The following is a 26,815-nucleotide window of genomic DNA, read 5'->3' as shown; positions in this document are numbered from 1 at the left end:
CTCAGCGGTTGGCGTCGGAATGGGTCATGGCGGTGTAGAACAGCCACGAAACCAGCAGGATGATCAGGAAGTACACCAGCGAAAACGCCGCTGCCGGCCCCAGATCGAATTGGCCGACGGCCATCTGGGTCAACGTCTGACTGAGGAAAGTCGTGGCATTGCCCGGCCCGCCGCCGGTGAGCACGAACGGCTCGGTGTAGATCATGAAACTGTCCATGAAACGCAGCATCACCGCGATCAGCAGCACGCTCTTCAGCTTCGGCAACTGAATATGGCGGAACACTGCCCACGCCGAGGCGCGGTCGATCCGCGCCGCCTGGTAATACACGTCGGGAATCGCCCGCAGCCCGGAGAAACACAGCAACGCCACCAGCGAAGTCCAGTGCCAGACGTCCATCACCAGCACCGTGACCCAGGCGTCCATGGTGTTGGCCGCGTAGTTGTAGCTGATGCCCAGCGCATTCAGGCTCGAGCCGAGCAGACCGATATCGGCGCGGCCGAAGATCTGCCAGATGGTGCCGACCACGTTCCATGGGATCAGCAGCGGAATCGCCAGAATGATCAGCACCACTGATGACCAGCGGCCCTTGGTCGGCATGGTCAGGGCGACGGCGATACCCAACGGAATTTCGATCAACAGCACGCACGCCGAATAAATGAACTGACGCAGCAACGAGTCATGCAGACGCGGATCGAGCAGCACCTGTTTGTACCAGTCGGCGCCGACGAAGTAGCGGCTGGACTGGTCGAAAATGTCCTGCACCGAATAGTTGACCACGGTCATCATCGGGATCACCGCACTGAACGCCACCAGCAGAAATACCGGCAACACCAGCCACCAGGCCTTGTTGTTCTGCACCTTGTTCATGGCTGCACCTCGTCGTCGGCTTCGAGCAGAAACTCATCGGCATAAACCATCAGCCACTGCGCCGGAAAACTGATGTACGCTTTGCCCTGCGGTACCGGTTTGTCTTCGGCCAGACGCACCTTCAGCGGCGCGCCATCGAGGTCGAGGGTGAGGATCTTGTAGGTGCCGAGGTCTTCGACGTGGACCACCCGCGCCTGCATCGCCTCGTCAAACGGCTCGTCCCAGACATGGATGAACTCCGGGCGGATGCCGACCTTCAGATTTTTCCACTGACCGTGTTCGATATGCCGCTGCAAGGCGTCGGACAACGGCAGGTGGGTCGAGGCGAAACCGACCCCGCCAGGCTGCGGCTGCACTTCGATCAGGTTCATGCCGGGGCTGCCGATGAAGTAGCCGACAAAGGTATGGCTCGGCCGCTCGAACAATTCCCGTGGCGTACCGAACTGCACGATCTGTCCGCCGTACATCACCGCGATCTTGTCGGCGAAGGTCGAAGCTTCGAGCTGATCGTGGGTGACGTAGACCATGGTGATGTTGAACTGCTCGTGGATCTGCTTGAGCTTGCGTCGCAGCTTCCATTTCAGATGCGGGTCGATCACCGTCAGCGGTTCGTCGAAGAGAATCGCCGAGACATCGTCGCGCACCAGACCACGGCCCATGGAGACTTTCTGTTTTTCGTCAGCGGTGAGGTTGCGCGCCTTCTTGCTCAGCAGATTTTGCAGGTCGAGGACTTCGGCGATTTCCTGCACCTTGCTGTGCACTTTCGCCTCGGCCATGCCCTGATTGCGCAGGGGGAATGCCAGGTTATCGAACACGGTCATGGTGTCGTAGACCACCGGGAACTGGAACACCTGAGCGATGTTGCGCTTCTCCGGGGTCAGGTCGTTGACCGCTTTGCCATCGAACAACACATGCCCTTGCGAGGGGCTGAGCAGGCCGGAAATGATGTTGAGCAAGGTCGACTTGCCGCAACCCGAAGGGCCGAGCAAGGCATACGCGCCGCCCTGCTCCCAAATGTGGTCCATCTCGCGGATCGCGTAATCGTCAGGCCCGCTCGGGGTTTTGCTGTAGCTGTGGGCGAGGTGCTGCAAACGGATTTCGGCCATCAGGCAACCCTCGCGACACGTTGGCCCGGTGCCTGCACCAGACGGCCCTGCGCATCGAACACGAACAGTTTGTGAGTCGGGATGTAGATGCGGATCGGCGCATCAACGTCGTATTCGTGAACGCCCGGCAGGTGCAGCACCAGCAGGAAATGCTCGTTGCGCACGTGCAGGAAGGTTTCCGAGCCGCTGATTTCCGCCACTTCGACGGTCACCGCCAGCTCCAGATCGTCATCGTTGCTCGGCACCAGCGAGATATGGCTGGGGCGCACGCCAAAGCGAAACTCGCCCTCGCCTACAGGACGCAGGTCGACGTTCAGCGGAAAGTGCACGAAATTGGCGAAGCTGACTTCGTTGCCGGCAATGCGCCCGGGCATCAGGTTGATCGGCGGTTCGGAGAACAGCTCCGCCGCCAGCACGGTTTGCGGCTGGTGGTAAACCGAGGTCGACGGGCCGCTCTGGATCACCCGGCCCTCGTGCAGAATCGTCGTGGTGCCGCCCAGCGCCAACGCTTCGTTGGGTTCGGTGGTGGCGTAGATCGCAATGGTGTGGCGCAGCTTGAACAGCTCGCGCATTTCCTGGCGCAGTTCTTCGCGCAGCTTGTAGTCGAGGTTGACCAGTGGCTCGTCGAACAGGATCAGCTCGGCGTCCTTGACCAGCGCCCGGGCCATCGCCGTGCGCTGCTGCTGACCGCCGGACAGCTCCAGCGGATAGCGCTGCAGGAACTTCTCGATGCGCAGCATCTTCGCGGTTTCCAGCACTTTGCTATGAATGATTTCTTTGGAAACACCGGCCTGACGCAGCGGCGAGGCGATGTTCTCGAACACGGTCATGGTCGGGTAATTGATGAACTGCTGATAAACCATCGACACGTTGCGCAGGCGCACCGGGCGCTGGGTGACGTCGACGCCGTTCATCAGGATCCGGCCACTGTCGGGCTTGTCCAGGCCTGCCATCAGGCGCATCAGGCTGGTCTTGCCGGACAGCGTGCGGCCGAGCAGAACGTTGAAAGATCCGGGTTCGAATTTCAGGCAGGCATCGTCGATCCAGGTCTGGCCCTCGACGGTGCGGCTGACGTGCTCCAGGGTGAGTGACATGGCTCGGCCTTTTTATTATTGGAGTCAAGCGACCTGTGCAGCAGAGCGACATTCGTGCCAGAAATGGCAAGTGGTTGATTTGTCGTGAAAAGGGCTGAAAACGCGGGGATCGGGCGTTCATTGCTGAACACATTTGAACAGTTGGGCGATTGACAATGAACAATAGTGAACAACACTCTATGAACGCTTTTTGCCCAAATTCTGTGAACGATGAAAATCCAATGTGGGAGCGGGCTTGCTCGCGAAGGCGGTGTGTCAGTCGATGTAAATGTGTCTGATATACCGCTTTCGCGAGCAAGCCCGCTCCCACAGTTTTGATCTGTGTTGGTTTTGAAAGCAGTGCCATAACAACAATAAAATGCCCTTCAGAGGCCCACCACCATGGCCGCACCTGCCCCGCCGCTGTCCCACGACGCTATTGTCCAGACCTCCTGGCAACGTTGCCGCGCCTTCGGCCTTGACCACCAGAGCGCCCCGGCCTTCGATCAATTGCCCGCCGCCGGGATCGCGCAGCTGCTCGACCGTCACCACGCGCTGGTGCAGACCACCCATCAGGAAGTGCTGCCGTACTACGAGAACATCCTCAGCAACTCCAATTGCCTGATCATGCTCGCCGACCATCAGGGTCAGGTGCTGACCTCGTGGGGCACTCAGCGCTTTATCGAGCCGAACCTGGCCCGAGGGTTTAGCGCCGGGGCGAGCTGGATGGAACGCTGCAGTGGCACCAATGCGATCGGCACCGCGCTGGCCTGCGAACAGGCGGTGCACATCGAGCACGATGAACACTTTCTGAAAGCCAACCGTTTCATGACCGGTTCCGCCGCGCCGATTTTCGATGCCGAGCGCAAGGTTATCGCCGTGCTCGACGTGTCCAGCGACAGTTACCTGCCGCCCTCGCACACGCTGGGCATGGTCAAGATGATGAGCCAGACCGTGGAGAACCGGCTGATCCTCAACCTGTTCCACGGCCAGCACTTTCAACTGACGTTCAACACCGGGTTGAACAACCTCGACAGTCAGTGGGCTGGTTTGTTGATTTTCGACGAGAGCGGGCAGGTGCTGTCGGCTAATCGCCGGGCGGACAATCTGCTCGGCGTGCGCCTGTCGCGGGTCAGTGTCGAGAGTCTGTTCAACGTATCGCTGCTGGAGTTGATCAATCAGCCGGAGGGGTCGCCGTTCGCCCTGCAGACCTCCGGGCGCAACCGTTTTCAGTGTTTGCTGAAGCGGCCGAAACAGGCAGCGGTTCAGCCCCGGATATTTGCCGAGCCTAAAACTGCGCCGACCAAACTGCCGGGTACGATCAGCCTCAATTCCCTGCACTTTGGCGACAGCCGCGTCGAGAAAGCCGTGCGTCAGGCCGAACGCCTGCTGGAAAAAGACATCCCACTGCTGATCCACGGCGAAACCGGGGTCGGCAAGGAAGTCTTCGTCAAAGCCCTGCACCAGGCCAGCTCGCGCAGCAAACAGGCATTTATCGCCGTCAACTGCGCGGCGATCCCCGCCGAACTGGTGGAATCAGAACTGTTCGGCTATGAAAAAGGCGCGTTCACCGGCGCCAACCAGAAAGGCAGCATCGGCCTGATCCGCAAAGCCGACAAAGGCACTCTCTTCCTCGACGAAATCGGCGACATGCCGCTGCCCACTCAGGCGCGGTTGTTGCGGGTATTGCAGGAGCGTTGCGTGCAACCGGTAGGCAGCAGCGAATTGTTCGCGGTGGATCTGCGGATCATCTCGGCGACCAACCGCTCTTTACGCGAGCAAGTGCAATTGGGCCGATTTCGTGAGGACTTGTACTACCGAATTGGCGGTTTGACACTGGAACTGCCGCCGCTCAGAGAGCGCAGTGATAAAGAGGCGCTGTTCAAACGCCTGTGGGAGCAGCATCGCGAACCGACGCAATGGGCCGGACTCAGCCGCGAAGTGCTGGAGCTGTTCGAGCGGCACCCGTGGCCGGGCAATTTACGTCAGGTCAGCAGCGTGATGCAGGTGGCACTGGCAATGGCCGAGGAGCAGCCAGTGCGGCCGGAGCATTTGCCGGATGACTTTTTTGTCGATCTGGAGATGGAGCCGGTGGAGAGCGTGCAGCCGCTGGGGCTGGATCTGAATGATGTGGAAGCGTTGAACCGGGAGTTGAAAGCAGCCGGGGGGAATATTTCGCATCTGGCACGCAGGCTTGGGGTCAGCCGCAATACGCTCTACAAGCGCTTGCGTCAGGCGGAGAGCTGACTGCTGCGCAGTCAATCGCGAGCAGGCTCGCTCCCACAGGGGATGTGTGTCGCGCAAAGATCCACTGTGGGAGCGAGCCTGCTCGCGAAGGCATCAGCCCTGGCACTGCAGTAATTAAGCCATGCGCAGAAACAAAAACCCGCACAAGGCGGGTTTTGTTTTATAGCAGATCAAGCAATCAGTCAGCCAGACGCCAGGTCGTACCACCCTTGCCATCTTCCAGCACCACGCCCATGGCGGTGAGCTGGTCGCGGATGCGGTCGGATTCGGCCCAGTCTTTGCCAGCGCGTGCCGCCAGACGTGCAGCAATCAGCGCGTCGACTTCAGCCGCATCGACACGCCCTTCGGCGCCCGCTTGCAGGAAGTCATCGGCTTCCAGCTGCAACACGCCCAGCACGCTCGCCAGTTCTTTCAGACGTGCCGCCAGACCGGCCGCCGCGTCGAGATCGCTGTCGCGCAGACGGTTGATCTCACGCACCATCTCGAACAGCACCGCGCAGGCTTCCGGCGTGCCGAAGTCGTCGTTCATCACCGTGGTGAAACGCTCGACGAAGGCTTCGCCGCCAGCCGGAGCAACGCTCGGCAGGCCTTTCAACGCGTGGTAGAAACGCTCGAGTGCGCCCTTGGCGTCCTTGAGGTTGTCTTCCGAGTAGTTGATCGCGCTGCGGTAGTGGCTCGACACCAGCAGGTAACGCACGACTTCCGGGTGGTACTTGTCGAGCACGTCACGAATGGTGAAGAAGTTGTTCAAGGACTTGGACATCTTCTCGCCATTGATACGGATCATGCCGCAATGCATCCACGCGTTGGCGTAGGTCTTGCCGGTGGCCGCTTCGCTCTGGGCGATTTCGTTTTCGTGGTGCGGGAACTCGAGGTCGCTGCCGCCGCCATGAATGTCGAAGGTTTCACCGAGGCAGCAGGTGGACATCACCGAGCACTCGATGTGCCAGCCCGGACGCCCGGCGCCCCACGGCGATTCCCAGCTCGGCTCGCCCGGTTTGGCGGCTTTCCACAGGACGAAGTCCAGCGGATCTTCTTTCGACTCGTCGACTTCGATGCGTGCACCGATGCGCAGGTCTTCGATCTTCTTGCGCGACAGCTTGCCGTAGCCCATGAACTTGGCGACGCGGTAGTACACGTCGCCATTGCCCGGGGCGTAGGCGAAGCCCTTGTCGATCAGGGTCTGGATCATCGCGTGCATGCCCGGAATGTGATCCGTGGCGCGCGGCTCCATGTCCGGCTTCTTGATGTTCAGGCGCGCTTCGTCTTCGTGCATCGCCGCGATCATGCGCTCGGTCAGCGCGTCGAACGACTCACCGTTCTCGCGGGCACGATTGATGATCTTGTCGTCGATGTCGGTGATGTTGCGCACGTAGGTCAGGTCGTAACCGCTGAACCGCAACCAGCGGGTCACCAGGTCGAACGCGACCATGCTGCGGCCGTGGCCGAGGTGGCAGTAGTCGTACACGGTCATGCCGCACACGTACATGCGCACCTTGTTGCCATCCAGCGGCTTGAAGACTTCTTTGCTCTTGGTGAGCGTGTTGTAGATCGTCAGCACTTTATATTTCCTTGACGCTAAATCACTGGCCCCACGAATCACGCAGGGTCACGGTACGGTTGAATACCGGCTGACCTGGTTTCGAGTCCTTGATGTCGGCGACGAAGTAGCCTTCGCGCTCGAACTGGAAACGGTCTTCCGGCTGTGCATTGCCAAGCGATGGCTCAGCACGACAACCGGTCAGCACTTGCAGTGAGTCAGGGTTGATGTTGTCGAGGAAACTCGCGCTGTCTTCGGCCTTCTCCGGGTTCGGAGAACGGAACAGGCGATCGTACAGACGCACTTCGCACTCGATGCTGGCAGCGGCCGGCACCCAGTGGATCACGCCTTTGACCTTGCGGCCTTCAGGGTTCTTGCCGAGGGTGTCCGGGTCGTACGAGCAACGCAGCTCGACGATGTTGCCGTCGGCGTCCTTGATCGCTTCGTCGGCACGGATCACGTAGCTGCCACGCAGACGCACTTCGCCGTTCGGCTCCAGGCGCTTGTAGCCCTTTGGCGGTTCTTCCATGAAGTCATCGCGGTCGATGTAGATCTCACGGGCGAACGGCAGCTGGCGCACGCCGAGTTCTTCTTTCTGCGGATGACGCGGCAGTTCGAGGTTTTCGACCTGACCTTCCGGGTAGTTGGTGATCACCACTTTCAACGGACGCAGCACGCACATGGCGCGCGGCGCGTTGGCGTCCAGGTCCTGACGGATGCTGAACTCGAGCATGCCGAAATCGACCACGCCGTCGGACCGGTTGGTGCCGATCATGTCGCAGAAGTTGCGGATCGACGCCGGCGTGTAGCCACGGCGACGGAAGCCGGACAGCGTCGACATGCGCGGGTCGTCCCAGCCATTGACGTGCTTTTCATCGACCAGTTGCTTGAGCTTGCGCTTGCTGGTGATGGTGTAGTTCAGGTTCAGGCGGCTGAACTCGTACTGGCGCGGGTTGGCCGGCACCGGCAGGTTTTCCAGGAACCACTCGTACAGCGGACGATGGCTTTCGAATTCCAGGGTGCAGATCGAGTGGGTGATGCCTTCGATGGCGTCCGACTGACCGTGGGTGAAGTCATAGTTCGGGTAGATGCACCACTTGTCACCAGTCTGATGGTGATGAGCGTGGCGGATGCGATACATGATCGGGTCGCGCAGGTTCATGTTCGGCGAGGCCATGTCGATCTTCGCGCGCAGCACGCGGGCGCCGTCCGGGAACTCACCGGCACGCATGCGCGCGAACCAGTCGAGGTTCTCTTCTACCGAACGGTCGCGGAACGGGCTGTTCTTGCCAGGCTCGGTCAGGCTGCCACGGTATTCCTTGGCCTGTTCAGGGGTCAGGTCGTCGACGTAGGCCTTGCCGGCCTTGATCAGCTCGATGGCCCAATCGTGCAACTGGTCGAAATACTGCGAGGCGTAGCGCACTTCGCCGGACCACTCGAAGCCCAGCCATTTGACGTCGCTTTCGATCGCGTCGATGTATTCCTGGTCTTCCTTGGCCGGGTTGGTGTCGTCGAAACGCAGGTGCGTGACGCCGCCGAACTCCTGGGCCAGGCCGAAGTTCACGCAGATCGACTTGGCGTGGCCGATGTGCAGGTAGCCGTTAGGCTCAGGCGGAAAACGGGTGACGATCTGGGTGTGCTTGCCCGAGTCCAGGTCTGCCTGGATGATCGGCCGCAGGAAATTGACCGGCACGGCAGGGCCGGACTTGGCATTCGAGGTAGGGTCGACAGTGGGCTTGCTCATAGGATCCTTGACTTACATGTGCGCGGCCGCAAAGGGGGCCAGACAAAACAAAGCCGCTATCATAGCCGATGCTGTCAAGGGGCTGACAGAGCGCGGCCTATAAAGGAGCGCATTTAATCGCCGGGTTTTGGAAAAACAGCCTCGAAATTCGCGCCTGTCACGCTAAACTGCGCTCCTTGGCCGAAGCAGGCTGAACCGGTTGTGGGGCTGAATGTCCCAGAACCACGAATTCCTTATAAAGAGTAGCGATCATGACTCAAGTCAAACTGACCACCAACTACGGCGACATCGTCATCGAACTGGACGCGGAAAAAGCGCCAATCACCGCTGCCAACTTCATCGAATACGTCAAGAAAGGTCACTACGAGAACGTAGTGTTCCACCGCGTGATCAAGGGCTTCATGATCCAGGGCGGCGGTTTCGAGCCTGGCATGCAGGAAAAGAAAGACAAGAGCCCAAGCATTCAGAACGAAGCTGACAACGGTCTGAAGAACGAGAAGTACACCGTTGCCATGGCCCGCACCATGGACCCGCATTCGGCCTCGGCGCAGTTCTTCATCAACGCCACCAACAACAGCTTCCTCAACCACACCGCCAAGACCGCTCAGGGCTGGGGTTATGCCGTGTTCGGTAAAGTGGTTGCCGGTACCGACGTGGTCGACAAGATCGAAGGCGTTGCCACCACTTCCAAGGCCGGTCACCAGGACGTGCCGAAAGACGACGTGATCATCGAGAAAGCCGAGATCATCGAAGCGTGATATTGCTGATTTCAGACCTGCATCTGGAAGAGGAGCGCCCGGACATTACCCGGGCGTTTCTGGATTTGCTCGCCGGACGCGCCCGCTCGGCGAGTGCGTTGTATATCCTTGGCGATTTTTTCGAGGCGTGGATTGGCGACGACGCCATGACGCCCTTCCAGCGTTCCATCTGCCAGGCCCTGCGCCATTTGAGCGACAGCGGCACGGCGATCTTTCTGATGCACGGCAATCGCGACTTCCTGCTCGGCAAGGCCTTCTGCAAAGAAGCCGGCTGCACGCTGTTGAAGGACCCGAGTGTCGTGCAGTTCTATGGCGAGCCGGTGCTGCTGATGCACGGCGACAGCCTGTGCACCCGCGACGTGGGCTACATGAAGTTGCGCCGCTACCTGCGCAACCCGATCACCTTGTTCATCCTGCGCCACCTGCCGCTGAGCACCCGCCACAAACTGGCGCGCAAGCTGCGCAGCGAAAGCCGCGCGCAGACGCGGATGAAGGCCAATGACATCGTCGATGTCACGCCGGAAGAGATTCCGCGGATCATGCAGCAATACGCGGTGAAAACCCTGATTCACGGCCACACCCATCGCCCGGCGATCCACAAGCTGCAGCTCGGCGAGCAGGCGGCGAAGCGGATTGTGCTGGGGGACTGGGATCGTCAGGGTTGGGCGTTGCAGGTCGATGAGAACGGGTATGCCCTGGCACCGTTCGACTTTGCTCCGCCGCCGGCCCTGCCCGCTCACGCAATCTAAAAGTCAAACACAAACCACTGTAGGAGTGAGCCTGCTCGCGATAGCGGTGTACCAGTCAACGAAGATGTTGAATGTGATACCGATATCGCGAGCAGGCTCACTCCTACAGTTTGACCGCGTTCTGATCAATGACCGCTGGCGGCCGGCCCGGCCTTCGCCGCAAACGGCGGCTTCGCCAGCCACACAATCAGAATCAGCCCCATAAAGCCCCAGCCCAACAACGTGAAGTAATCCACGGTGGAGAGCATGTACGCCTGACTGGTGAGGATCTGATCCATCTGCGCGTACGCCGATTGGCTCGCGCCGCCTAAATGGTTCAAGGTCTCGCGGGTCGCCGGTTCGAAGGTACTGATGCTTTCGCTCATGTACGCATGATGCTGATCGGCGCGGCGGATCCAGATCCATGTGGTCAACGATGCCGCAAAGCTGCCGCCCAAGGTGCGCAGGAAGGTTGCCAGGCCTGCGCCGTCGGCGATCTGGCTTGGCGGCAGGTCGGACATCAGGATGCTCAGGGTCGGCATGAAGAACAGCGCCACGCCAATCCCCATGAACAGCTGCACCAGGGCGATGTGCTGGAAGTCCACCTCGTTGGTGAACTCGGCGCGCATGAAGCAGCTCAGGCCAATCGCCAGGAACGCCAGACCAGCCAGCAGGCGCAGGTCGAACTTGTTCGCGTACTTGCCGACAAACGGCGACAGCAACACCGGCAGAATCCCGATCGGCGCCACCGCCAGACCGGCCCAGGTCGCGGTGTAACCCATCTGGGTTTGCAGCCACTGCGGCAGGATCAGGTTGATGCCGAAGAAACCGGCGTAACCCAACACCAGCACCAGCGTGCCGATGCGAAAGTTGCGGTGCGCGAACAGGCGCAGATTCACCACCGGGTGCTGATCGGTCATTTCCCAGATGACGAACACTGCCAGGGCGATTACGGAAATCGCCGCGCCGATGATGATGAAGTTCGACTCGAACCAGTCCAGGTCATTGCCCTTGTCGAGGATCACCTGCAACGCGCCGACGCCGATGATCAGCGTGATCAGACCGACGTAGTCCATCGGTTGGTGACTGGTCTCCACCGGGCGCTTGGCCAGTTGCGAGCGCACCACCATCACCGCAAAGATGCCGATCGGTACGTTGATGAAGAAGATCCACGGCCAGCTGTAGCTGTCAGTGATCCAGCCACCGAGAATGGGACCTGCAATTGGCGCGACCACCGTGACCATCGCCAGCAACGCCAGGGCCATGCCGCGTCTCGCGGGGGGGTACACGGCAATCAACAGCGTCTGCGTCATCGGGTACAGCGGCCCGGCCACCAGGCCTTGCAGCACACGGAAGCCGATCAGTTCCGGCATCGAGGTGGAGATACCGCAGAGAAACGAGGCCAGCACAAACAGGATGGTGGCCCAGAGAAACAGCTTCACCTCGCCGAAACGCCGACTGAGCCAGCCGGTCAGCGGCAGCGCGATGGCGTTACTCACGGCAAACGAAGTGATCACCCAGGTGCCCTGCTCCGAACTCACCCCGAGGTTGCCGGAAATGGTCGGCAGCGCCACGTTGGCGATGGTGGTGTCGAGCACTTGCATGAACGTCGCCAGCGACAGGCCGATGGTGCTGAGCAACAGGCTGGGCGGCGTGAAAGAGGCGTTATTGCTCATTGTGAATCCTATGAAACCTGATGGTCGCCGCAGCCCTGTAGGAGTGAGCCTGCTCGCGATAGCGGTGTGTCAGACCCAATTTTCTCGACTGATACACCGCTATCGCGAGCAGGCTCACTCCTACAAGGTCAGTGCAGGTCAGCGTTGCGCGGTCTTGCTCACCGCAGCGCTGTTGTCGTGGATCAGTTGCGCAATCATCGCGTCGGCTTCAGCCAGTTGGCGGTCGTAGACGTTGGTGCTGAACGAGGCCTTTTGCGGCGGTTGCTGCGCCAGCACCGGGCCACTCTGGTCGTGCAGGTTCACTTCAACATTGGTCGACAGGCCGACCCGTAGCGGGTGCTTGGCCAGTTCTTCGGCGTTGATGTGAATCCGCACCGGCACACGCTGCACGATTTTGATCCAGTTACCGGTGGCGTTCTGCGCCGGCAACAGGGCGAACGCGCTGCCGGTACCGGCGCCGAGGCTGTCGACGGTGCCGCTGTACTTCACGCTGCTACCGTAGATGTCGGACTCGATGTCCACCGGTTGGCCGATGCGCATGTCACGCAATTGGGTTTCCTTGAAGTTGGCATCGATCCACAGTTGATCCAGCGGAATCACCGCCATCAGCGCGGTGCCCGGCTGCACACGCTGACCGAGTTGCACGGTGCGTTTGGCGACGTAACCGGTGACCGGCGCGATCAGGGTGCTGCGGGCATTGGTCAGGTACGCCTGACGCAGATCGGCAGCGGCCGACATCACGTCCGGGTGCGACGAAACCACGGTGTCATCGACCAGCGCGCTGGTGGTTTTCAGTTGCTGCCTGGCGTTGGCCAGGGCGTTTTGCGCCGAGGTCAGGTCGTCGCGGGCGTGGGACAGTTCTTCCTGGGAAATCGCCCCGCCAGCAGCGAGGTTTTTCCGGCGGTTGTAGTTGTCCTGTGCTTTCTGTACTTCTGCCTGTTGCGCGTTGACCTGGGCTTTCATGCCATCGACGTTGCTGTACAGGCCGCGCACCTGACGCACGGTACGCGCCAGTTTTGCCTGAGCACTTTGCAGGCCGACTTCGGCGTCGTTCGGGTCGAAGTTGATCAGCACCTGCCCTTCGTGAACCAGATCGCCGTCGTCGGCGCCGATGCTGACCACGGTGCCGGTGACCAACGGGGTGATCTCCACGACGTTGCCGTTGACGTAGGCGTCGTCGGTGCTTTCGTTGAAGCGCCCGATGAATTCGTGATACGCCCACACGCCAGCACCAGCGAGCAGGACCACGACGGCCAGCACCAGCAGCATGAATTTGCGCTTGCGCGGATTGCCGGTGTCGGGGGTGTTGGTTTGAGTTTGGGTGTTTTCGGCAGTGGCCATGACAAATACCTGAATTAGTTGTGCGACGTGGCTGGGGTGGCGTTGGCTGCGGTCAGGGTTTCACCCTGAAAGCCGCCGCCCAGCGCTTGCATCAGTTGAATCGACAGGTCGATCTGCTCGGCATTGAGGTTGGCCAGCTGACGCTGGGCCTGCAGCAATTGCTGCTCGATGCTGAGCACGTCCAGGTAGTTGCCGATGCCGGAACCGTAACGCTGGACGACGGTGTTGTAAGAATCCTGAGCAATCTCGGTGGCGTGTTGCTGCGCGCCGATCTGCCGGCCGATGTCACGCAACTGGTTGATCGTGTCGCTGACATCACCGAGGGCTTTCACCAGGCTTTTGTTGTACTGCGCCACCGCCAGATCGTAATCGGCGTCGCGCGCATCGAGGTTGGCGCGCAGGCGCCCGCCGTCGAAGATCGGCACCGAAATGGTCGGGGCGATGCTGAAGAAGCGACTGGCCGACCCGAACATCGCGTCACCCAACAAGGATTCGGCACCGGCCGAAGCCGTGAGGTTCAAGTTGGGATAGAAGCGGGTTTTCGCCGAGTCGATGTCTTTGCTCGCCGCCTCTACGCGCCAGCGCGCAGCGACCAGATCCGGACGCCGACCCAGCAGCTCCGCCGGCAATACCGAGGGCACCGCCACGGCGCTGGCTTGCAGAACTTTCGGTCGAGCAATTTCGTTGCCGCGATCCGGGCCTTTGCCGAGCAGTACGGCCAAGGCGATTTTCGCGCTGTTCAGACGTTTTTCAGCGTCGATCAGGCTGGCTTCGGAACTGGCCTCAAGGCTTTGGGTTTGCTGGAACTGGTACTGGCTGTCGATCCCGGCACTCAAGCGGCGCTGGCTCAGATCAAGCATCTGTTTGGTGCGCTTGAGGTCGTCGTTGGCCAAGTCGTAGACGATGTGCGCCTGACCCAGATCGCTGTAGGCCCGGGCCACGTCGGCGGCGAGGGTCAATTGCGCGGCCTGACGGTCGACTTCGGCAGCGCGAGCCTGACCGAGTGCAGCTTCCCAGGCATCACGCTGGCCGCCCCACAGGTCGAAGTTGTAATTGAAACCGGCGCTGACGTTACGCACGGTGGCGTAGGCATCGCCCTGCCCTCGTGGGTCCTGATCCTTGGCCAGACGCGAACGGCTGATGCCGGCGCTGGCGTCGAGGGTCGGATAGCGCTCGGCATCGGCGGCATAGGCGGCGGCGCTGGCCTGATGCGCGCGTGCTTCGGCGATCTGCATGTCCGGGCTGTCTTGCAGGGCTTCGCGGATCAGACCGTCGAGTTGTGGATCGCCGAGGCTGGTCCACCAGTCGCTTTTTGGCCACGCGGCCGGCGACAGGGTCACGCCGTTGAGCGACTGGCCGACTTTCAGGCTTTTCGCGTCGAAATTTTTGCCCTGAGTATCGAGGCCGCTGTAGTTGGCGCAACCGGCGAGGATCATTGCCGACAGCACCAGGGTCAGACTGCTGCGCAAGGTTTTACCGCTCATTGTGTTCACCTAACCGCTGGATAGTGATCGGGTCACCGGCTGCCAGCAGGATTTTCTTGAGGATGTATTCCAGGGTTTTCAGCTCTTCACGAGAGATGGCGCCGGCCAGTTCATTCATTGCATCGGCACCGATGTAGGGCAGGCGATCGGCCAGTTGCTGGCCCTGCTCGGTGAGCTTGAGTTGCACCTGACGGCGATCGCCTTCGCTGCGTTGGCGAGCCAGGAAACCTTTCTGCTCCAGACGATCGAGCATGCGTGTCATCGAACCGCTGTCCAGCGACAGATGCCGGCACAGCTCGGCCGGGGTGTCGACGCCGAACTGGGCCATGATGATCAACACCTTGAACTGCGCAGCGGTGATGCCGTGGGGTTCCATGTGGGTGTCGATGATCCGGTCCTTGAGCAGCGCGGCACGGCCGAGCAACAGGCCGAGATGGCAATGTTTGAATTCGTCCGGGGTGAAATGCTTCATGTGCTCACCTAATAACTGCCTAGGCAGTGAATGTATGTCGAGATGTTACTGCCTAGGCAGCGAATGTCAACGTAATAGTTAGGTTGCTTTGTAATTAGTTGACCAGTGGACTGGGTTTTTGTGTTGCCCGCACTGACGCTTTCGCGAGCAGGCTCGCTCCCACAGGGATCTCATGCATACATGGATCAATGTGGGAGCGAGCCTGCTCGCGAAGGCAGCGACTCGGTGTAACGTCGGTCAGGATTTGTCGGAAGGATGCACAGCCGGCGGCTGGAGGGGATGCACTTCACGCCCGCGCAAAGCAGTCACTGCATAACCGCAGGCGCGTTTGATCACCGCATACATGCTGTGCCAGCCCGGCGGTGCCGGCTCGATGGCGGCATGCAGCGCCCGTGCGTAATCGAGCACCAGACCGGGCGTCCAGGCCATCACTTCAGCGCGTTTACGCACCTGCGCCGCCACCCAGAACTCGGGGCTGAGGACCACTCTGGCGAAATCGAGCATGCTCGAATGCCCGCGATTCATCGCCCCTTCAAGGGCTGCTTCGAGGCTGTGAGCGACGGCACTCGAGCAGTTGCGGCTGGTGAGGTTGTATGTGCTGTTCTGCCGATATTCGCTCCAGAACGCCTGCAACCGCCGGGCGTCGTAGTGAGCAAAACTGACCCGAACCGAAGACGGGCACCAGTCCGCCACCTCCCCCGCATAGTCAGGCAGAAACCGCCCGGCGACATCGTTGTTCGGCGTCGCCCGCAGTAACCGCACGAAATCCCCCGCCGAACGATCGATGTCGTCCAGCGGGTAATGGCTGATGTAAATCTCCGGGCCACATTCCAGTGCCGCGTGGCCAGCCGAGATCACGCCGTTGATATCGACTGCGGCGATATAGCGATTGAGCAGACGGTTGCGCACCAGAGTGTCATCAACGGTGCCGCTGGGGGTCCAGACATGAATGACCAATGCGTCGCTGCTGGCCGGCGCACTGGGCGCAACAGGGTTTTTCAGCGGCGGCAGGTGCCTGAAGCGCACGGCTTGGCGCAACAACGCGCAGCCCGAGAGAAACAGGCTCATGCCGATGCAGAACGGCACCGTGCCCTTGTATAGCGTCGGATACGGCTCAAGGATAAACACGCCAAAGCCGAGTTCGAACAACCCCGCCAGCAGCGACACCTGCCAGCCGACAAAGCGCACCACCACCGCAGCCGCCAGCCTGAAGACCCCATCGACGATGAAAGCCCCGCCAAACAGCACCGCCAGAATCAGCCCGGCAGCATGTTGCCGGTCAACGATCAGCAGCCCCAGCAAGAGAAACGCCAGACCTCGCGCTTTACGCAGGGCCGCAGCGGTCCCGGTCTGCGGTGCAGGCACCAGCAGCAGGATCAGCGCTTCGAGCAACAACAGATAGCCGAAGAGATGCAGCGGGAAATACAAAACGCCATCCAGCGCATCGATGAAGATCGCCACCCCGGCCGCGCCCCAGACAATGCCGGTCAGCGCCAGTGCCGACCAGCGTTTGCGGACAAAGTCGTTACCGAGCAAGACCATACTCAAGCGGACCATAGGCGCAACCGGCAAGGTTTTGAGGGTTCGGTGAGTCTAATACATCCTGGAAAAACCGGATCGCAGCGTCACGACCCGGCTATTGGCCACGTTCTCAGAAATCGCGCTTGTAGAAGATATCCAGCGAACTGGCGACACCGCTGGCGGCTTCGACATATACCTTCTTGCTCAGCTTGTAACGCAGCGCGATGGTGTTGGCTGGCTCGAACACGCCAACGCCATAACGCAGGCTGAGTTTCTCGGAAATATTGCCGCTGGCGACCACGCTGGTGGTGTTGCCGCTGCCCTGGGTGTCGAGCTGGAAGTCCTGAATCCCCAGGTCTTTGGCCAGGCCGCTGGTGACCCCGGAACTGCCCATCAAGCCCAGGCCCAACGCCGCTTGCGCGAGCATGTTGTTGTCTTCGCCGTTGGTGCTCAGCGGACGCCCCAGTACCAGGTAGGACAACGCCTGCTCCTGACTCATGGCCGGTTCGGAGAAGATTTGCGTGGTCGGTTGCTCGGCGCTGCCGCTCAGGCGGATACCGGCGATCACGTCGTCGGTCTGGCGGATCGCTTCGATGTCCAGATACGGCTGATCGATCGGGCCGGCAAACAACAGACGCGCACGGCGCACGTTCAGGCGCTGGCCGTAGGCGCGGTAACGGCCGTCGTTGAGCCACAGCTCGCCACGGGTGTCCATGTTGTCGCCGATGTGCACGTGACCTTGCAGGTTGGCGGTCAGGCCGAAACCGGCGAAGCTCAGTTTGTCTTCGCCGACCACCACGTCGATGTCCATTTTCATCGCCAGCGGCGGTTTGCCCTCTTCGGTCTGCGCGCCAACGATGATCGTGTCGTCGGAAACCTTTACCGTCGATGGCGGCAGTTCACGCACGGTGATTTCGCCTCGCGGCACCAGCACCTTGCCGGCAATCTTCAGCTCATCGCCGGCCATGGAAATCTTCAGGTCCGGTGCCACTTCAAGCTTGGCATAGGGCTCGACGGTGACCGGCAATTGCGTGCCCTTGAGCGCCAGATCGACTATCAGCGCCTGCCCCCACGCGACGTTGCCATTGAGGCTGCCCTGGCCGGTCTTGCCGCTGTTCCAGCCGCCGTCCAGACGTACCGACTCACCGGCAATCACTGCTTGCAGTTGCAGATCCTTGAGTTCCATCGGCAGCTCGGCGCCGGAGACTTCGCCGTCACTGAGTTTCACCGTGCCGTTGACCAGCGGCGCCAGCAGTCCGCCGGAAATCGTGCCACTGCCGTTCAAGCGCCCGGTCAGTTTCTCGACCATCGGCACAAACGGCCGCGCCACCGACAGGTCCAGTCCGGAGAGACGGAACGAGCCGCTCAGCGGTTTGTTTTTCGGCAGCGGATTGAGCTGTGCCTGCACCATCAATTCGCCGAGCTTGCCGCCGACGAAGTTGAGTTCAGTATCGACGCGCTTCGGTGTGAGTTTGCTGGTGAGCTTCAGGGTCTGGTACGGGAAGTCCAGCCACTGATCCTTCTCCTTCATGCGCAAGGTGCCGCCGCTGGCGTCGACGCTGACCACACCGTTGGGGCCGCTGGCCGGCAGGTCCAGTTGCAGGTCGGCGTTGAGCTTGCCCTGCCAGGCGAAGTCTTTCGGTAGCCATTGTGCGAGGCTTTCAATCGGGAACTGCTTGAGGTGGTAACGCAGTTTCGGCTCCGGCAGCAGGCGCTGATCTTCACCGCACAGACTGGCATTGCCGGACATCCAGCAATGCGCGCCGAAGTTGATCTTGCCGTCGGCGAGGCGTTCGAGTTTGGCCGGGCTCTGCAGTTTCCAGTCCTGGCCGCCGGCCTGAATATCGCCGCTGGCCAAACGACCGCGCCAGTTGCCCTTGTCCAGATTGCCGTCCAGACCGAGCGCCAGTTTCAGCTTCGGCCCGAGCAGGTCGAGGTTGAGTTTCTGACTCTTGATGTCGCCCTGCGCGCTGGCGGTCAACACGCCGAGGTTGGTGTCGCCGGCCTGAATCCCGCTGCCCTTGAGGTCGATCTTCGCCCGTTGCGCGCTGTCGAGCGTGGCATCGAGGTTGAGGCTTTGCAGGCGATTGTCCTGGAACGCCAGTTGCGAACCTTGCAGGCCGAGTTTGCCTTGCGGTGCTTTCAGCGTACCGGCAACGTTGACCTGACCCGTGACCTGCCCGCGCAACTGCGGCCAGAGCTGGGCCAGACGCGTCAGTTTGATGTCGATCTGGCCGGTGAGTTTCTGTTGCAGGCTGCCCTTGCCGCTGATGCTGTTGTCGCCGAGGCGGATTTGCAGGGCGTTGAGGTTCCATTGCTCACCGGCACCGTCGGCCTTGGCCTGGAGGATTGCCGGTTGCCCGCGCAATTTGCCTTTGAGGTCGAGGTCGGCGCTGAGGCTCAGGCGCTCGTTCTTCATTTCGCCTTTGCTGCGCAGCGGCCCGGCCAGGGTGCCCGGCAACTCCGCAACCCAGTACGCCGGGTTCAGCGCAGACAGATCCAGCGCGGTGTCCCAGGCGATGCCATCGGCGAACTTCAGGTTGACATGGCCTTCGGCCTTGCCCTGCCCGGCTTCCATCTTCAATTGCGGCAGCGCGATCTGTTTAAGGCTGCCGCTGAACGGACTGCTCAGGCTGAACGCCCCCGCCGGGCCATCGAGGTCGGCGGCGAAGTTACCGAGGTACTGACCGTCGGTGTAGGAGACTTCGCCGGTGAAGGTGCGCAAGGCGACTTGCGGCTCGTCGATTTCGTTATACAGCCGATGCCACGGGAAATCCTGCCAGTTGATGTTGGCCTGAGCCGTGAGGCCCTTGCTCCAGTCAACGCTGCCGGTGAGCTTGAGGCTTTGTTTGTCGTTAGCCGTCAGGTCGAGGCCGGCGATCTGCGCACCGCTGGCATCGACCTTGCCTTTGAGCAGCAGCGCCACCGGGCCTTTATCGGCGGGCAGCGTGGCATTGCCGTTTAACTGGTAACCGTTTTTCAGGTCACCTTCGCCGGTCAAAACCAGTTGATTGAGTCGCAGGGTGTCCGGCAGATCGGCACTCGGTTTGAATGCCTCGGAGGTGATGCGCACCTTGGCCGGCAGGTTTTCTGCCAGCGGCTGCAGTTCGCCGCTCAACTGGCCGTCGAGGTAACCGTGGCTGTCGGCGTGCAGGTTGAGGGTTTTCAGCAGATCGCCTTCGACTTTCAACGCCAGCGTCCATGGGCCAGTGCCTGGGGACGGCAGGCTCAGGTCACCGGCGATGTTCAGCGGCCAGTTGCCGGTCGGTTGCAGCAGGCCGGAGAGGTTCAGGCTGAGGTCGTCGCGCTGCAGTTTCACGCTGTCGATCTGCATGCCCTGGGCGGTCCAGTGCGCCGCCAGTTGCAGGCCCTTGAGCTGCTCGCTGCCGTTGAACAGCAGGCTGCCGACTTGTACGTCACCGAGTTCGATGGCCACCGGCAGTTGCAGATCCGGCAGTTTGATCGGGCCGCTGTCGGTGGTTTCCTCACTCGGCGGGAATTGCAGAATCACCTGATCAGCCTTGAGCTGCTCGATGCACAGGGTCATGCGGGTCAGGCACAGCGGCGACCAGGCAAAAATCGCCTTGTTCAGCTCGACGCGACTGCTGTCCTGCTGCCACAGCAGATGATCGGCGCTCCACTGACCACCGAGACGGCCCTGGAAATTCTCCACGCTCAAACCCGGCACCAGGCTCAGCGCCCAACGGCTGCCGGCCTGCGTCCCGAGTACCGCGCTGATGCTCAATACAATCAACAACAGCAACGCCAGCAGCGTCAGTGCTGCTATTTTCAAACCACGCTTCACAGCTCAGGCCCCATGGAAAAGTGCAGCCGGATGCCGCCGTCGTCGTCCAGCGCGTGGGCCAGGTCGAGGCGGATCGGCCCCACCGGCGAGACCCAGCGCACACCGATACCGACCCCGGTCTTGAGGTTCGGCAGTTCGAGTTTGTTGAAGGAGTTGCCCTGGTCGACGAAGGTCGCGATCCGCCATTTCTCGGCAATCGAGTACTGATACTCGACGCTGCCGGCCACCATGTAGCGGCCGCCGATGCGGTCGCCCTTGGAGTTTTCCGGGGACAGGCTCTGGTAGTCGTAACCGCGCACGCTTTGATCGCCGCCGGCGAAGAAACGCAGCGACGGCGGTACCGAGTTGTAACCGTTGGTGGCGCTGCCGCCGACCTGCACCCGACCGAGGAAGCGGTGGTTGTCGAACACCGTGGTCAGGCCTTTGATCAACGCCGTGCCATATAAAAGGTTGTTGTCCGAACCGAGGCCTTCCTTCGCCACCTTGCTTTCAAAGGTCAGGCGATAGCCGTTGTGCGGATCGATGCGGTTGTCGCTTTTCAGGTACGAGTAACTGATGCCGGGCATCAACAAGGTACTCAGGCCGGAGTCGTCGCCGAGTTCATATTCTTCGCGCTGCCATTTCAGCGAGATCACTCGCTGCCAGCCGCTGGGCAACTTACTGTGCCATTCCGGGCCGAAGGTCAGCAGCTTGCTCAGGGTGTCGGAGCCGTCGATGTTTTCAAATTGATAACCACCGGCCCAACGCAGTTTGTCGGTCAGCGGTGGGTCGAGCGGGATGTCATAGAACAACCCGACGTTCTGCCGTGGCGCCGACAATTCGGCTTCCCAGCCGTAACTGTCGCCCTGCGGGTTGACCCAGTGGCGTGTCCAGTTGGCCTTGATCCGTGGGCCGACATCGGTCGAATAACCGAGGCCCAGGCCCATGGTGCGTGGTTTGCGCGTGTCGAGTTTGACGTCTACCGGAATCACATCGTTCTTCGCCGCCGTCGGCGCCGCATCGACGCGCACGCCTTCGAAATAGCCACTCGATTGCAGGTCGCGGTTGAGTTCGGCGATCAGCTCGGAGTCATACGGATCGCCGGCCTTGAACGGCACCATGCGTTGCAGCAGGTCTTCGTCGAACGGCGTATCGCCCTCGAAACTGACTTTGCCCAGCGCATAACGCGGGCCGCTGTCGTAGATCAATTCAACGTCGGCCACCCCGGCACGCGGGTCGACCAAAAGTTTCTGGCTGGTGAAATGGCCACTGAAAAAGCCGAAGCGCGAGGCCTGGTTCTGGATCAGGCGTTTGGCGTCTTCATAACGCCCATGGTTGAGCACGGCGCCGGACTTGAGCGTGTCACTGCTCGGCACACGAAAGGATTTGAGGGAGGCGGCAGGCCCGTCGACGCGGATGGTGACGTTGCGCAGACGAATCGGCTCGCCAGGATCGATGTTCAGCACCAGGCGCGGCTTTTCGCCGCCCTTCACGTCACTGTCGATCTGCGGCTGGTAATAACCCAAGGCCTGCGCCGCTTTGCGCGCCTGCTCCTCGGCCCCGCGACTGAAGCGCAGCAAGGCTTGTTCGTCACGATCGCCAAGGCTGCCGATATAACCTTCTATATTGGCCTTGAGTTCATCGTTGGACGGTTTGATCCGCACGTCCAATTCACTTTGCGCCAGCGCCGCGCAGCTGGTTAACAGCATGAGCACGCCACTGGTAAATCTTCCTGGAAACTTCATAGGCGCGGATGCTATCACGGGCTTGGGAGCGTGATAGAACAGGAAATTTCCTGAAAAGTTCTATGGCTAAGCCGTTGCAGTTTGTAACACCTGCGGATTGGCGTGGAAAAACACGTGCTCGCGCACCGGGCCGACGGCCACTTCGCCGATCTCTTCGTAGCCCTGGCGTTTATAGAATTCCAGGTAACGCGGGTTGCCGGTGTCGAGCACCACGCCTTGCGAAGTTTCGTCCACTGCGCACCAGTTATGCACGGCGGTCAGTAACTGCTCGCCGAAGTGTTTGCCCTGAAACTGCGGATGAATCCCCAGCAGCGGCAGCATGTGCACCGAATCGCTAGGCACGCAGGCGGCCACCGCATCGTGATATTCCAGATAGCGCCGGGTGCAGCGGAATCCGGTGCTGAGCACCATGCGCAGGCGCCATGCCCAACTTTCGGTGATCCCCAGACGCCGTTGCGGCGGCGCGATCAGGGCGATGCCGATCAGCCGGTCGTTGACCAACAGGCCGATGGCCGGCTGATCCTGCAGAAAATGCTGTTTGACCAGTTCGCGCACCGTGGCCCGCACGCGCTGCTCGTAACCCGGCCGCTCGGCCTCGAACAGGTAACCGAAGGTCGGCTCGTGGCGATAGGCCTGATACAGCAGTGATCGGGCTTCGCGCGAGTAACCGCGGTCGAGCATGTGGATGTCGGCGATGGCGGTCTGGGTTTCAGGCATAACGGTGATTCTCCCCCGGGGCGCGGCTCAAATGACTGCGCTCTTGATGGTACGAACCTTTTGCGGGTGGCGCAGTTCCCCACAGGTATAGACCAAGCCGTGAGCTTCATCGACTGGGCGGGCCTCTTCGCGAGCAGGCTCGCTCCCACATTTGGAATGCATTCCCCTGTGGGAGCGGGCTTGCTCGCGAAGAGGCCGGTTCAGACAACATCTATCTGGCAGACAAAAATGATTTCTCCCACCCCACACTGGCCCCCATCCCACATGTCAGCTAGCATCGCCCTTTTGCCAGGACTGCCGACCATGAAGATTGTTTCCTTCAACATCAACGGACTGCGCGCCCGTCCGCATCAGCTGGCAGCGCTGATCGAAAAGCATCAGCCGGACGTGATCGGCCTGCAGGAAACCAAGGTCCACGACGACCAGTTCCCGCTGGAAGAAGTGCGCGCGCTGGGCTACCACGTTTATTTCCACGGTCAGAAAGGCCATTACGGCGTCGCCCTGCTGTCGCGCAAAGAACCGATCGCGATCCACAAAGGCTTCGCCAGCGATGAAGAAGACGCGCAGCGCCGCTTTATCTGGGGCACTTTCGCCGACGCCAATGGCGTGCCGGTGACCATCATGAACGGCTACTTCCCGCAGGGCGAAAGCCGCGACCACCCGACCAAATTCCCGGCCAAGCAACGCTTCTACAGCGACCTGCAAACCCTGCTGGAAAGCCAGTTCCACAACGAGCAGCCGCTGGTGGTGATGGGCGATGTGAACATTTCCCCGGAGGACTGCGACATCGGCATCGGCCCGGACAACATGAAGCGCTGGTTGAAAACCGGCAAATGCAGCTTCCTGCCGGAAGAGCGCGAGTGGATGGCCCGCCTGAAAAACTGGGGCCTGACCGACAGCTATCGCCACTTGAACCCGGACGTGACCGACATGTTCAGCTGGTTCGACTATCGCAGCCGTGGTTTTGAAGACGAACCGAAACGTGGCCTGCGCATCGACGTGATCCTCGCCTCCCACGGCTTGCTGCCGCGGGTCAAGGATGCGGGCGTGGACTATGAACTGCGCGGCATGGAAAAACCGTCGGATCATGCGCCGATCTGGCTTGAACTGGCCTGATCTCAAGCTTTAAGAGAACCTTGTAGGAGTGAGCCTGCTCGCGATGACGGTGGATCAGTCGATGTGTTTATTGGCTGATACTCCGCCATCGCGAGCAGGCTCACTCCTACATTGGATCACTGTCATGTTTTGGTCATGCGCCTGACTTAATCTCCCCGGCAATCCCCTTGGCTTGATTCGGTGCCGGCATGACCCTGCGTGTTCTGTTCGCTTTTCTGTCGAGTGCATGGCTGACGGTCAGTGCCGCCACCCTGCCCATCCCTGAAAACGGCCCGGCATTGCGCATTCAGGGTTCCAACACCATTGGCGCCGACCTTGGCCCGGCGTTGGTTGAAGGCTTTCTGCAGGACCAGGGCCTGCTGAAAATTCACCGAGAGAACCCCGACGCCGCCAACGAACAACACATCGTCGGCCAGACTGCCCAAGGCAAACGGGTGGTGATTGAAGTCGCCGCCCACGGTTCCAGCACCGGTTTCACTGCGCTGAAAAGCGCCAGTGCCGACCTCGCCGCCTCCTCCCGACCGATCAAGGACAGCGAACTGCTCAGCCTGCAAGCGCTCGGCGATCTGAAAAGCGCCGCCGCCGAGCAGGTGATTGCCATCGACGGCCTGGCGATCATCCTTCACCCCGGCAACCCACTGCAGCAACTGGACACCGAGCAACTGGCGCGGATCTTCAGCGGTGAGCTGAAAACCTGGGAAGACCTCGGCGGTCGCGGCGGCGCGATTCATTTATATGCGCGGGATGATCAGTCCGGCACTTACGACACGTTCAAGGAACTGGTGCTGGGTCGGCGTGGGAAAAGTCTGAGTTCCAGTGCGAAACGCTTCGAATCCAGCGAGCAATTGTCCGACGCGGTGAGCAGTGATCCGCAGGGTATCGGTTTCATCGGTCTACCGTATGTGCGTCAGGCCAAAGCCGTGGCGATTGCCGACGGCGCATCGCAATCGATGTTGCCGCTCAACAGTCTGATTGCCACTGAGGACTATCCGCTGTCGCGGCGCCTGTTCTTTTATCTGCCGCCGGGCAACCAGAATCCGTGGGCATCGGCACTGGTGGCGTTTGCGCAAAGCCCACAGGGCCAGAAGATTGTCGCGGCCAACGGCTTCATCAGCCAGACCGTGCACGCGATGACCGTGACACCGAATGCGCTGATGCCCGAGGGTTATCAATCCCTCAGCCGCCATGCCCAGCGTCTGACGGTGAATTTCCGTTTCGAGGAAGGCAGCGCCAGCCTCGACAACAAGGCGCGGCAGGATCTGGCGCGGGTGCTCGACTATATACAGCGCCACGACAAGACCGAGCGCGCGGTGACGCTGGTGGGTTTTGGCGACGAGAAAGACGATCCGGCCCGCGCCGACCTGCTGTCAAAGCTGCGGGCGATGGCGGTGCGCCGTGAATTGGTGAAGAACGGCGTGGTGATGCGCGAAGTGCGCGGGTTTGGCGCGTTGATGCCGGTGGCGGCGAACAGTGCGGATGAAGGCAGGATCAAGAATCGGCGGGTTGAGGTTTGGGTGTATTGAATCTGATGTTGATGGACTGAATGGGCTGGCCCCTTCGCGAGCAGGCTCGCTCCCGCAGTGATCGCATTCTTCCATTTGGTATGCGGTCTAATGTGGGAGCGAGCCTGCTCGCGAAGCCGGCGACGCGGTCTTAATGACCGCTGCGCAGCATTTCCTTCGGCACATACTTGCCGATCTCGAACTTGCCGATCGCCGCGCGGTGCACTTCGTCCGGGCCGTCGGCCAGGCGCAGGGTGCGCTGCATGGCGTACATATAGGCCAGCGGGAAATCGTTGGAAACCCCGGCCCCGCCGTGGATCTGGATCGCCCGGTCGATCACCCGCAGCGCCACGTTCGGCGCGACGACCTTGATCTGCGCGATCTCGCTCTTCGCCACTTTGTTGCCGACGGTGTCCATCATGTACGCCGCTTTCAGGGTCAGCAGGCGCGCCATGTCGATTTCCATCCGCGAGTCGGCGATCTTGTCGACATTACCGCCCAGACGCGCCAGCGGTTTGCCGAACGCGGTACGGCTCACCGAGCGTTTGCACATCAGTTCCAGTGCGCGTTCAGCCATGCCGATCGAGCGCATGCAGTGGTGAATCCGCCCTGGACCTAGGCGACCCTGAGCTATTTCGAAGCCGCGACCTTCGCCGAGCAGAACGTTTTCGTACGGCACGCGCACATTGTCGAACAGCACTTCAGCGTGACCGTGCGGTGCGTCGTCGTAGCCGAATACCGGCAGCGGGCGGACGATTTTCACCCCGGGGGTGTCAACCGGCACGAGGATCATCGAGTGCTGCGCATGGCGCGGTGCGTCAGGGTTGCTCAGGCCCATGAAGATCAGAATCTTGCAGCGCGGGTCGCAGGCGCCGGAAGTCCACCATTTCTTGCCGTTGATCACCCATTCATCGCCATCACGCACGGCGCGGGCAGCCATGTTGGTGGCGTCGGACGAGGCCACGTCCGGCTCGGTCATGGCGAACGCCGAGCGGATCTCGCCGCGTAGCAGCGGTTCGAGCCAGCGCTGCTTCTGCTCTTCGTTGGCGTAGCGCACCAGCACTTCCATGTTGCCGGTGTCCGGCGCCGAGCAGTTGAACGGCTCCGGCCCCAACAACGAACGGCCCATGATTTCCGCCAGCGGTGCATATTCAAGGTTGGTCAGGCCGGCGCCGAGTTCCGATTCCGGCAGGAACAGATTCCACAGCCCTTCGGCCTTGGCCTTGGCTTTGAGCTCTTCCATGATCGCGGTCGGCTGCCAGCGATCACCCTCGGCAACCTGGCGTTCGAACACGGCTTCGGCCGGGTAAACGTAAGTGTCCATGAACGCGGTCACGCGCTCACGCAGTTCTTGCACCTTGGGCGAATAAGCGAAATCCATGAGCAATTACCT

General features: G+C 61.0%; 19 protein-coding genes. 5 read left to right on the top strand and 14 right to left on the bottom strand.

Annotation, left to right across the window (positions count from 1 at the left end; translation table 11 throughout):
• Window position 1 precedes the first annotated feature (1 nt).
• From ACOYXG_RS09885 to ACOYXG_RS09875, 3 genes are read right to left on the bottom strand one after another with little or no spacing between them, the layout of a single operon-like run.
• Window positions 2-868 (bottom strand): carbohydrate ABC transporter permease, encoded by an 867-nt coding sequence (locus ACOYXG_RS09885; RefSeq protein ID WP_007961995.1) that lies wholly within the window; start codon window positions 866-868, stop codon window positions 2-4.
• Window positions 865-1,974, bottom strand: a complete 1,110-nt coding sequence (locus tag ACOYXG_RS09880; protein ID WP_460357374.1) for an ABC transporter ATP-binding protein — start codon at window positions 1,972-1,974, stop codon at window positions 865-867. The genes ACOYXG_RS09885 and ACOYXG_RS09880 overlap by 4 nt, the downstream gene beginning before the upstream one ends.
• A complete protein-coding gene (locus ACOYXG_RS09875) occupies window positions 1,974-3,068 on the bottom strand; it encodes an ABC transporter ATP-binding protein (RefSeq protein ID WP_095138884.1) in 1,095 nt (364 codons plus the stop codon). The genes ACOYXG_RS09880 and ACOYXG_RS09875 overlap by 1 nt, the downstream gene beginning before the upstream one ends.
• Window positions 3,069-3,449: 381 nt before the next feature.
• On the opposite strand from ACOYXG_RS09875, the gene ACOYXG_RS09870 reads away from it, so the two are divergent.
• Complete coding sequence (locus ACOYXG_RS09870) at window positions 3,450-5,294, top strand: sigma-54-dependent Fis family transcriptional regulator (protein ID WP_460357371.1); 1,845 nt, start codon at window positions 3,450-3,452, stop codon at window positions 5,292-5,294.
• A 178-nt stretch (window positions 5,295-5,472) separates the two neighbouring features.
• On the opposite strand, the gene cysS is transcribed toward ACOYXG_RS09870, so the two are convergent.
• Window positions 5,473-6,855 (bottom strand): cysteine--tRNA ligase, encoded by a 1,383-nt coding sequence (gene cysS / locus ACOYXG_RS09865; protein ID WP_115990196.1) that lies wholly within the window; start codon window positions 6,853-6,855, stop codon window positions 5,473-5,475.
• 22 nt (window positions 6,856-6,877) lie between these two features.
• Window positions 6,878-8,578 (bottom strand): glutamine--tRNA ligase/YqeY domain fusion protein, encoded by a 1,701-nt coding sequence (locus tag ACOYXG_RS09860; RefSeq protein ID WP_027614640.1) that lies wholly within the window; start codon window positions 8,576-8,578, stop codon window positions 6,878-6,880.
• A gap of 251 nt (window positions 8,579-8,829) precedes the next feature.
• On the opposite strand from ACOYXG_RS09860, the gene ACOYXG_RS09855 reads away from it, so the two are divergent.
• The gene (locus ACOYXG_RS09855) at window positions 8,830-9,336 is read left to right on the top strand and encodes a peptidylprolyl isomerase (protein WP_027614639.1); all 507 of its coding nucleotides are present in this window, start codon (window positions 8,830-8,832) and stop codon (window positions 9,334-9,336) included.
• Window positions 9,333-10,085: a UDP-2,3-diacylglucosamine diphosphatase gene (lpxH, locus tag ACOYXG_RS09850; protein WP_460357367.1), complete on the top strand. Its 753-nt coding sequence runs from the start codon at window positions 9,333-9,335 to the stop codon at window positions 10,083-10,085. Before ACOYXG_RS09855 ends, lpxH begins: the two co-directional genes overlap by 4 nt.
• Window positions 10,086-10,210: 125 nt before the next feature.
• Here the strand turns inward: lpxH and ACOYXG_RS09845 are convergent, their stop codons facing one another.
• The 8 genes from ACOYXG_RS09845 to ACOYXG_RS09810 all read right to left on the bottom strand — a co-directional run bounded on the left by ACOYXG_RS09845 (window position 10,211) and on the right by ACOYXG_RS09810 (window position 22,804).
• Window positions 10,211-11,740 carry a DHA2 family efflux MFS transporter permease subunit gene (locus ACOYXG_RS09845; protein ID WP_460357364.1) on the bottom strand — a complete coding sequence of 510 codons (1,530 nt, stop codon included), beginning with the start codon at window positions 11,738-11,740 and terminating at the stop codon, window positions 10,211-10,213.
• A gap of 138 nt (window positions 11,741-11,878) precedes the next feature.
• Window positions 11,879-13,081 (bottom strand): HlyD family secretion protein, encoded by a 1,203-nt coding sequence (locus ACOYXG_RS09840; RefSeq protein ID WP_103369473.1) that lies wholly within the window; start codon window positions 13,079-13,081, stop codon window positions 11,879-11,881.
• Between the two features lie 14 nt (window positions 13,082-13,095).
• Window positions 13,096-14,565 (bottom strand): efflux transporter outer membrane subunit, encoded by a 1,470-nt coding sequence (locus ACOYXG_RS09835; protein WP_103369471.1) that lies wholly within the window; start codon window positions 14,563-14,565, stop codon window positions 13,096-13,098.
• A complete protein-coding gene (locus ACOYXG_RS09830) occupies window positions 14,555-15,037 on the bottom strand; it encodes a MarR family winged helix-turn-helix transcriptional regulator (protein WP_027614634.1) in 483 nt (160 codons plus the stop codon). The genes ACOYXG_RS09835 and ACOYXG_RS09830 overlap by 11 nt, the downstream gene beginning before the upstream one ends.
• A 237-nt stretch (window positions 15,038-15,274) precedes the next feature.
• On the bottom strand, window positions 15,275-16,594 hold the full coding sequence (locus ACOYXG_RS09825; RefSeq protein ID WP_027614633.1) for an HdeD family acid-resistance protein: 1,320 nt from the start codon (window positions 16,592-16,594) through the stop codon (window positions 15,275-15,277).
• Window positions 16,595-16,688: 94 nt separating this feature from the next.
• Window positions 16,689-20,363: a translocation/assembly module TamB domain-containing protein gene (locus ACOYXG_RS09820; protein WP_460357360.1), complete on the bottom strand. Its 3,675-nt coding sequence runs from the start codon at window positions 20,361-20,363 to the stop codon at window positions 16,689-16,691.
• The gene (locus tag ACOYXG_RS09815; RefSeq protein ID WP_346651646.1) at window positions 20,360-22,087 is read right to left on the bottom strand and encodes an autotransporter assembly complex protein TamA; all 1,728 of its coding nucleotides are present in this window, start codon (window positions 22,085-22,087) and stop codon (window positions 20,360-20,362) included. Before ACOYXG_RS09815 ends, ACOYXG_RS09820 begins: the two co-directional genes overlap by 4 nt.
• Before the next feature lie 66 nt (window positions 22,088-22,153).
• Window positions 22,154-22,804, bottom strand: coding sequence for a GNAT family N-acetyltransferase (locus tag ACOYXG_RS09810; RefSeq protein ID WP_007961094.1), 651 nt, complete (start codon window positions 22,802-22,804; stop codon window positions 22,154-22,156).
• Window positions 22,805-23,107: 303 nt separating this feature from the next.
• Between ACOYXG_RS09810 and xthA the strand changes: the two genes are divergently transcribed.
• Together xthA and ACOYXG_RS09800 are read left to right on the top strand one after the other, a co-directional pair.
• Complete coding sequence (gene xthA, locus ACOYXG_RS09805; protein WP_095138861.1) at window positions 23,108-23,920, top strand: exodeoxyribonuclease III; 813 nt, start codon at window positions 23,108-23,110, stop codon at window positions 23,918-23,920.
• 188 nt (window positions 23,921-24,108) lie between these two features.
• On the top strand, window positions 24,109-25,443 hold the full coding sequence (locus ACOYXG_RS09800) for a substrate-binding domain-containing protein (RefSeq protein ID WP_460357357.1): 1,335 nt from the start codon (window positions 24,109-24,111) through the stop codon (window positions 25,441-25,443).
• 130 nt (window positions 25,444-25,573) lie between these two features.
• Here the strand turns inward: ACOYXG_RS09800 and ACOYXG_RS09795 are convergent, their stop codons facing one another.
• Entirely contained in the window at window positions 25,574-26,803 is a 1,230-nt protein-coding gene (locus ACOYXG_RS09795) for an acyl-CoA dehydrogenase (RefSeq protein WP_003223710.1), read from the bottom strand.
• Window positions 26,804-26,815 lie beyond the last annotated feature (12 nt).

The organism is Pseudomonas sp. G3-39 (assembly GCF_054790485.1).
This window is presented reverse-complemented; position numbering and strand designations above follow the sequence as displayed.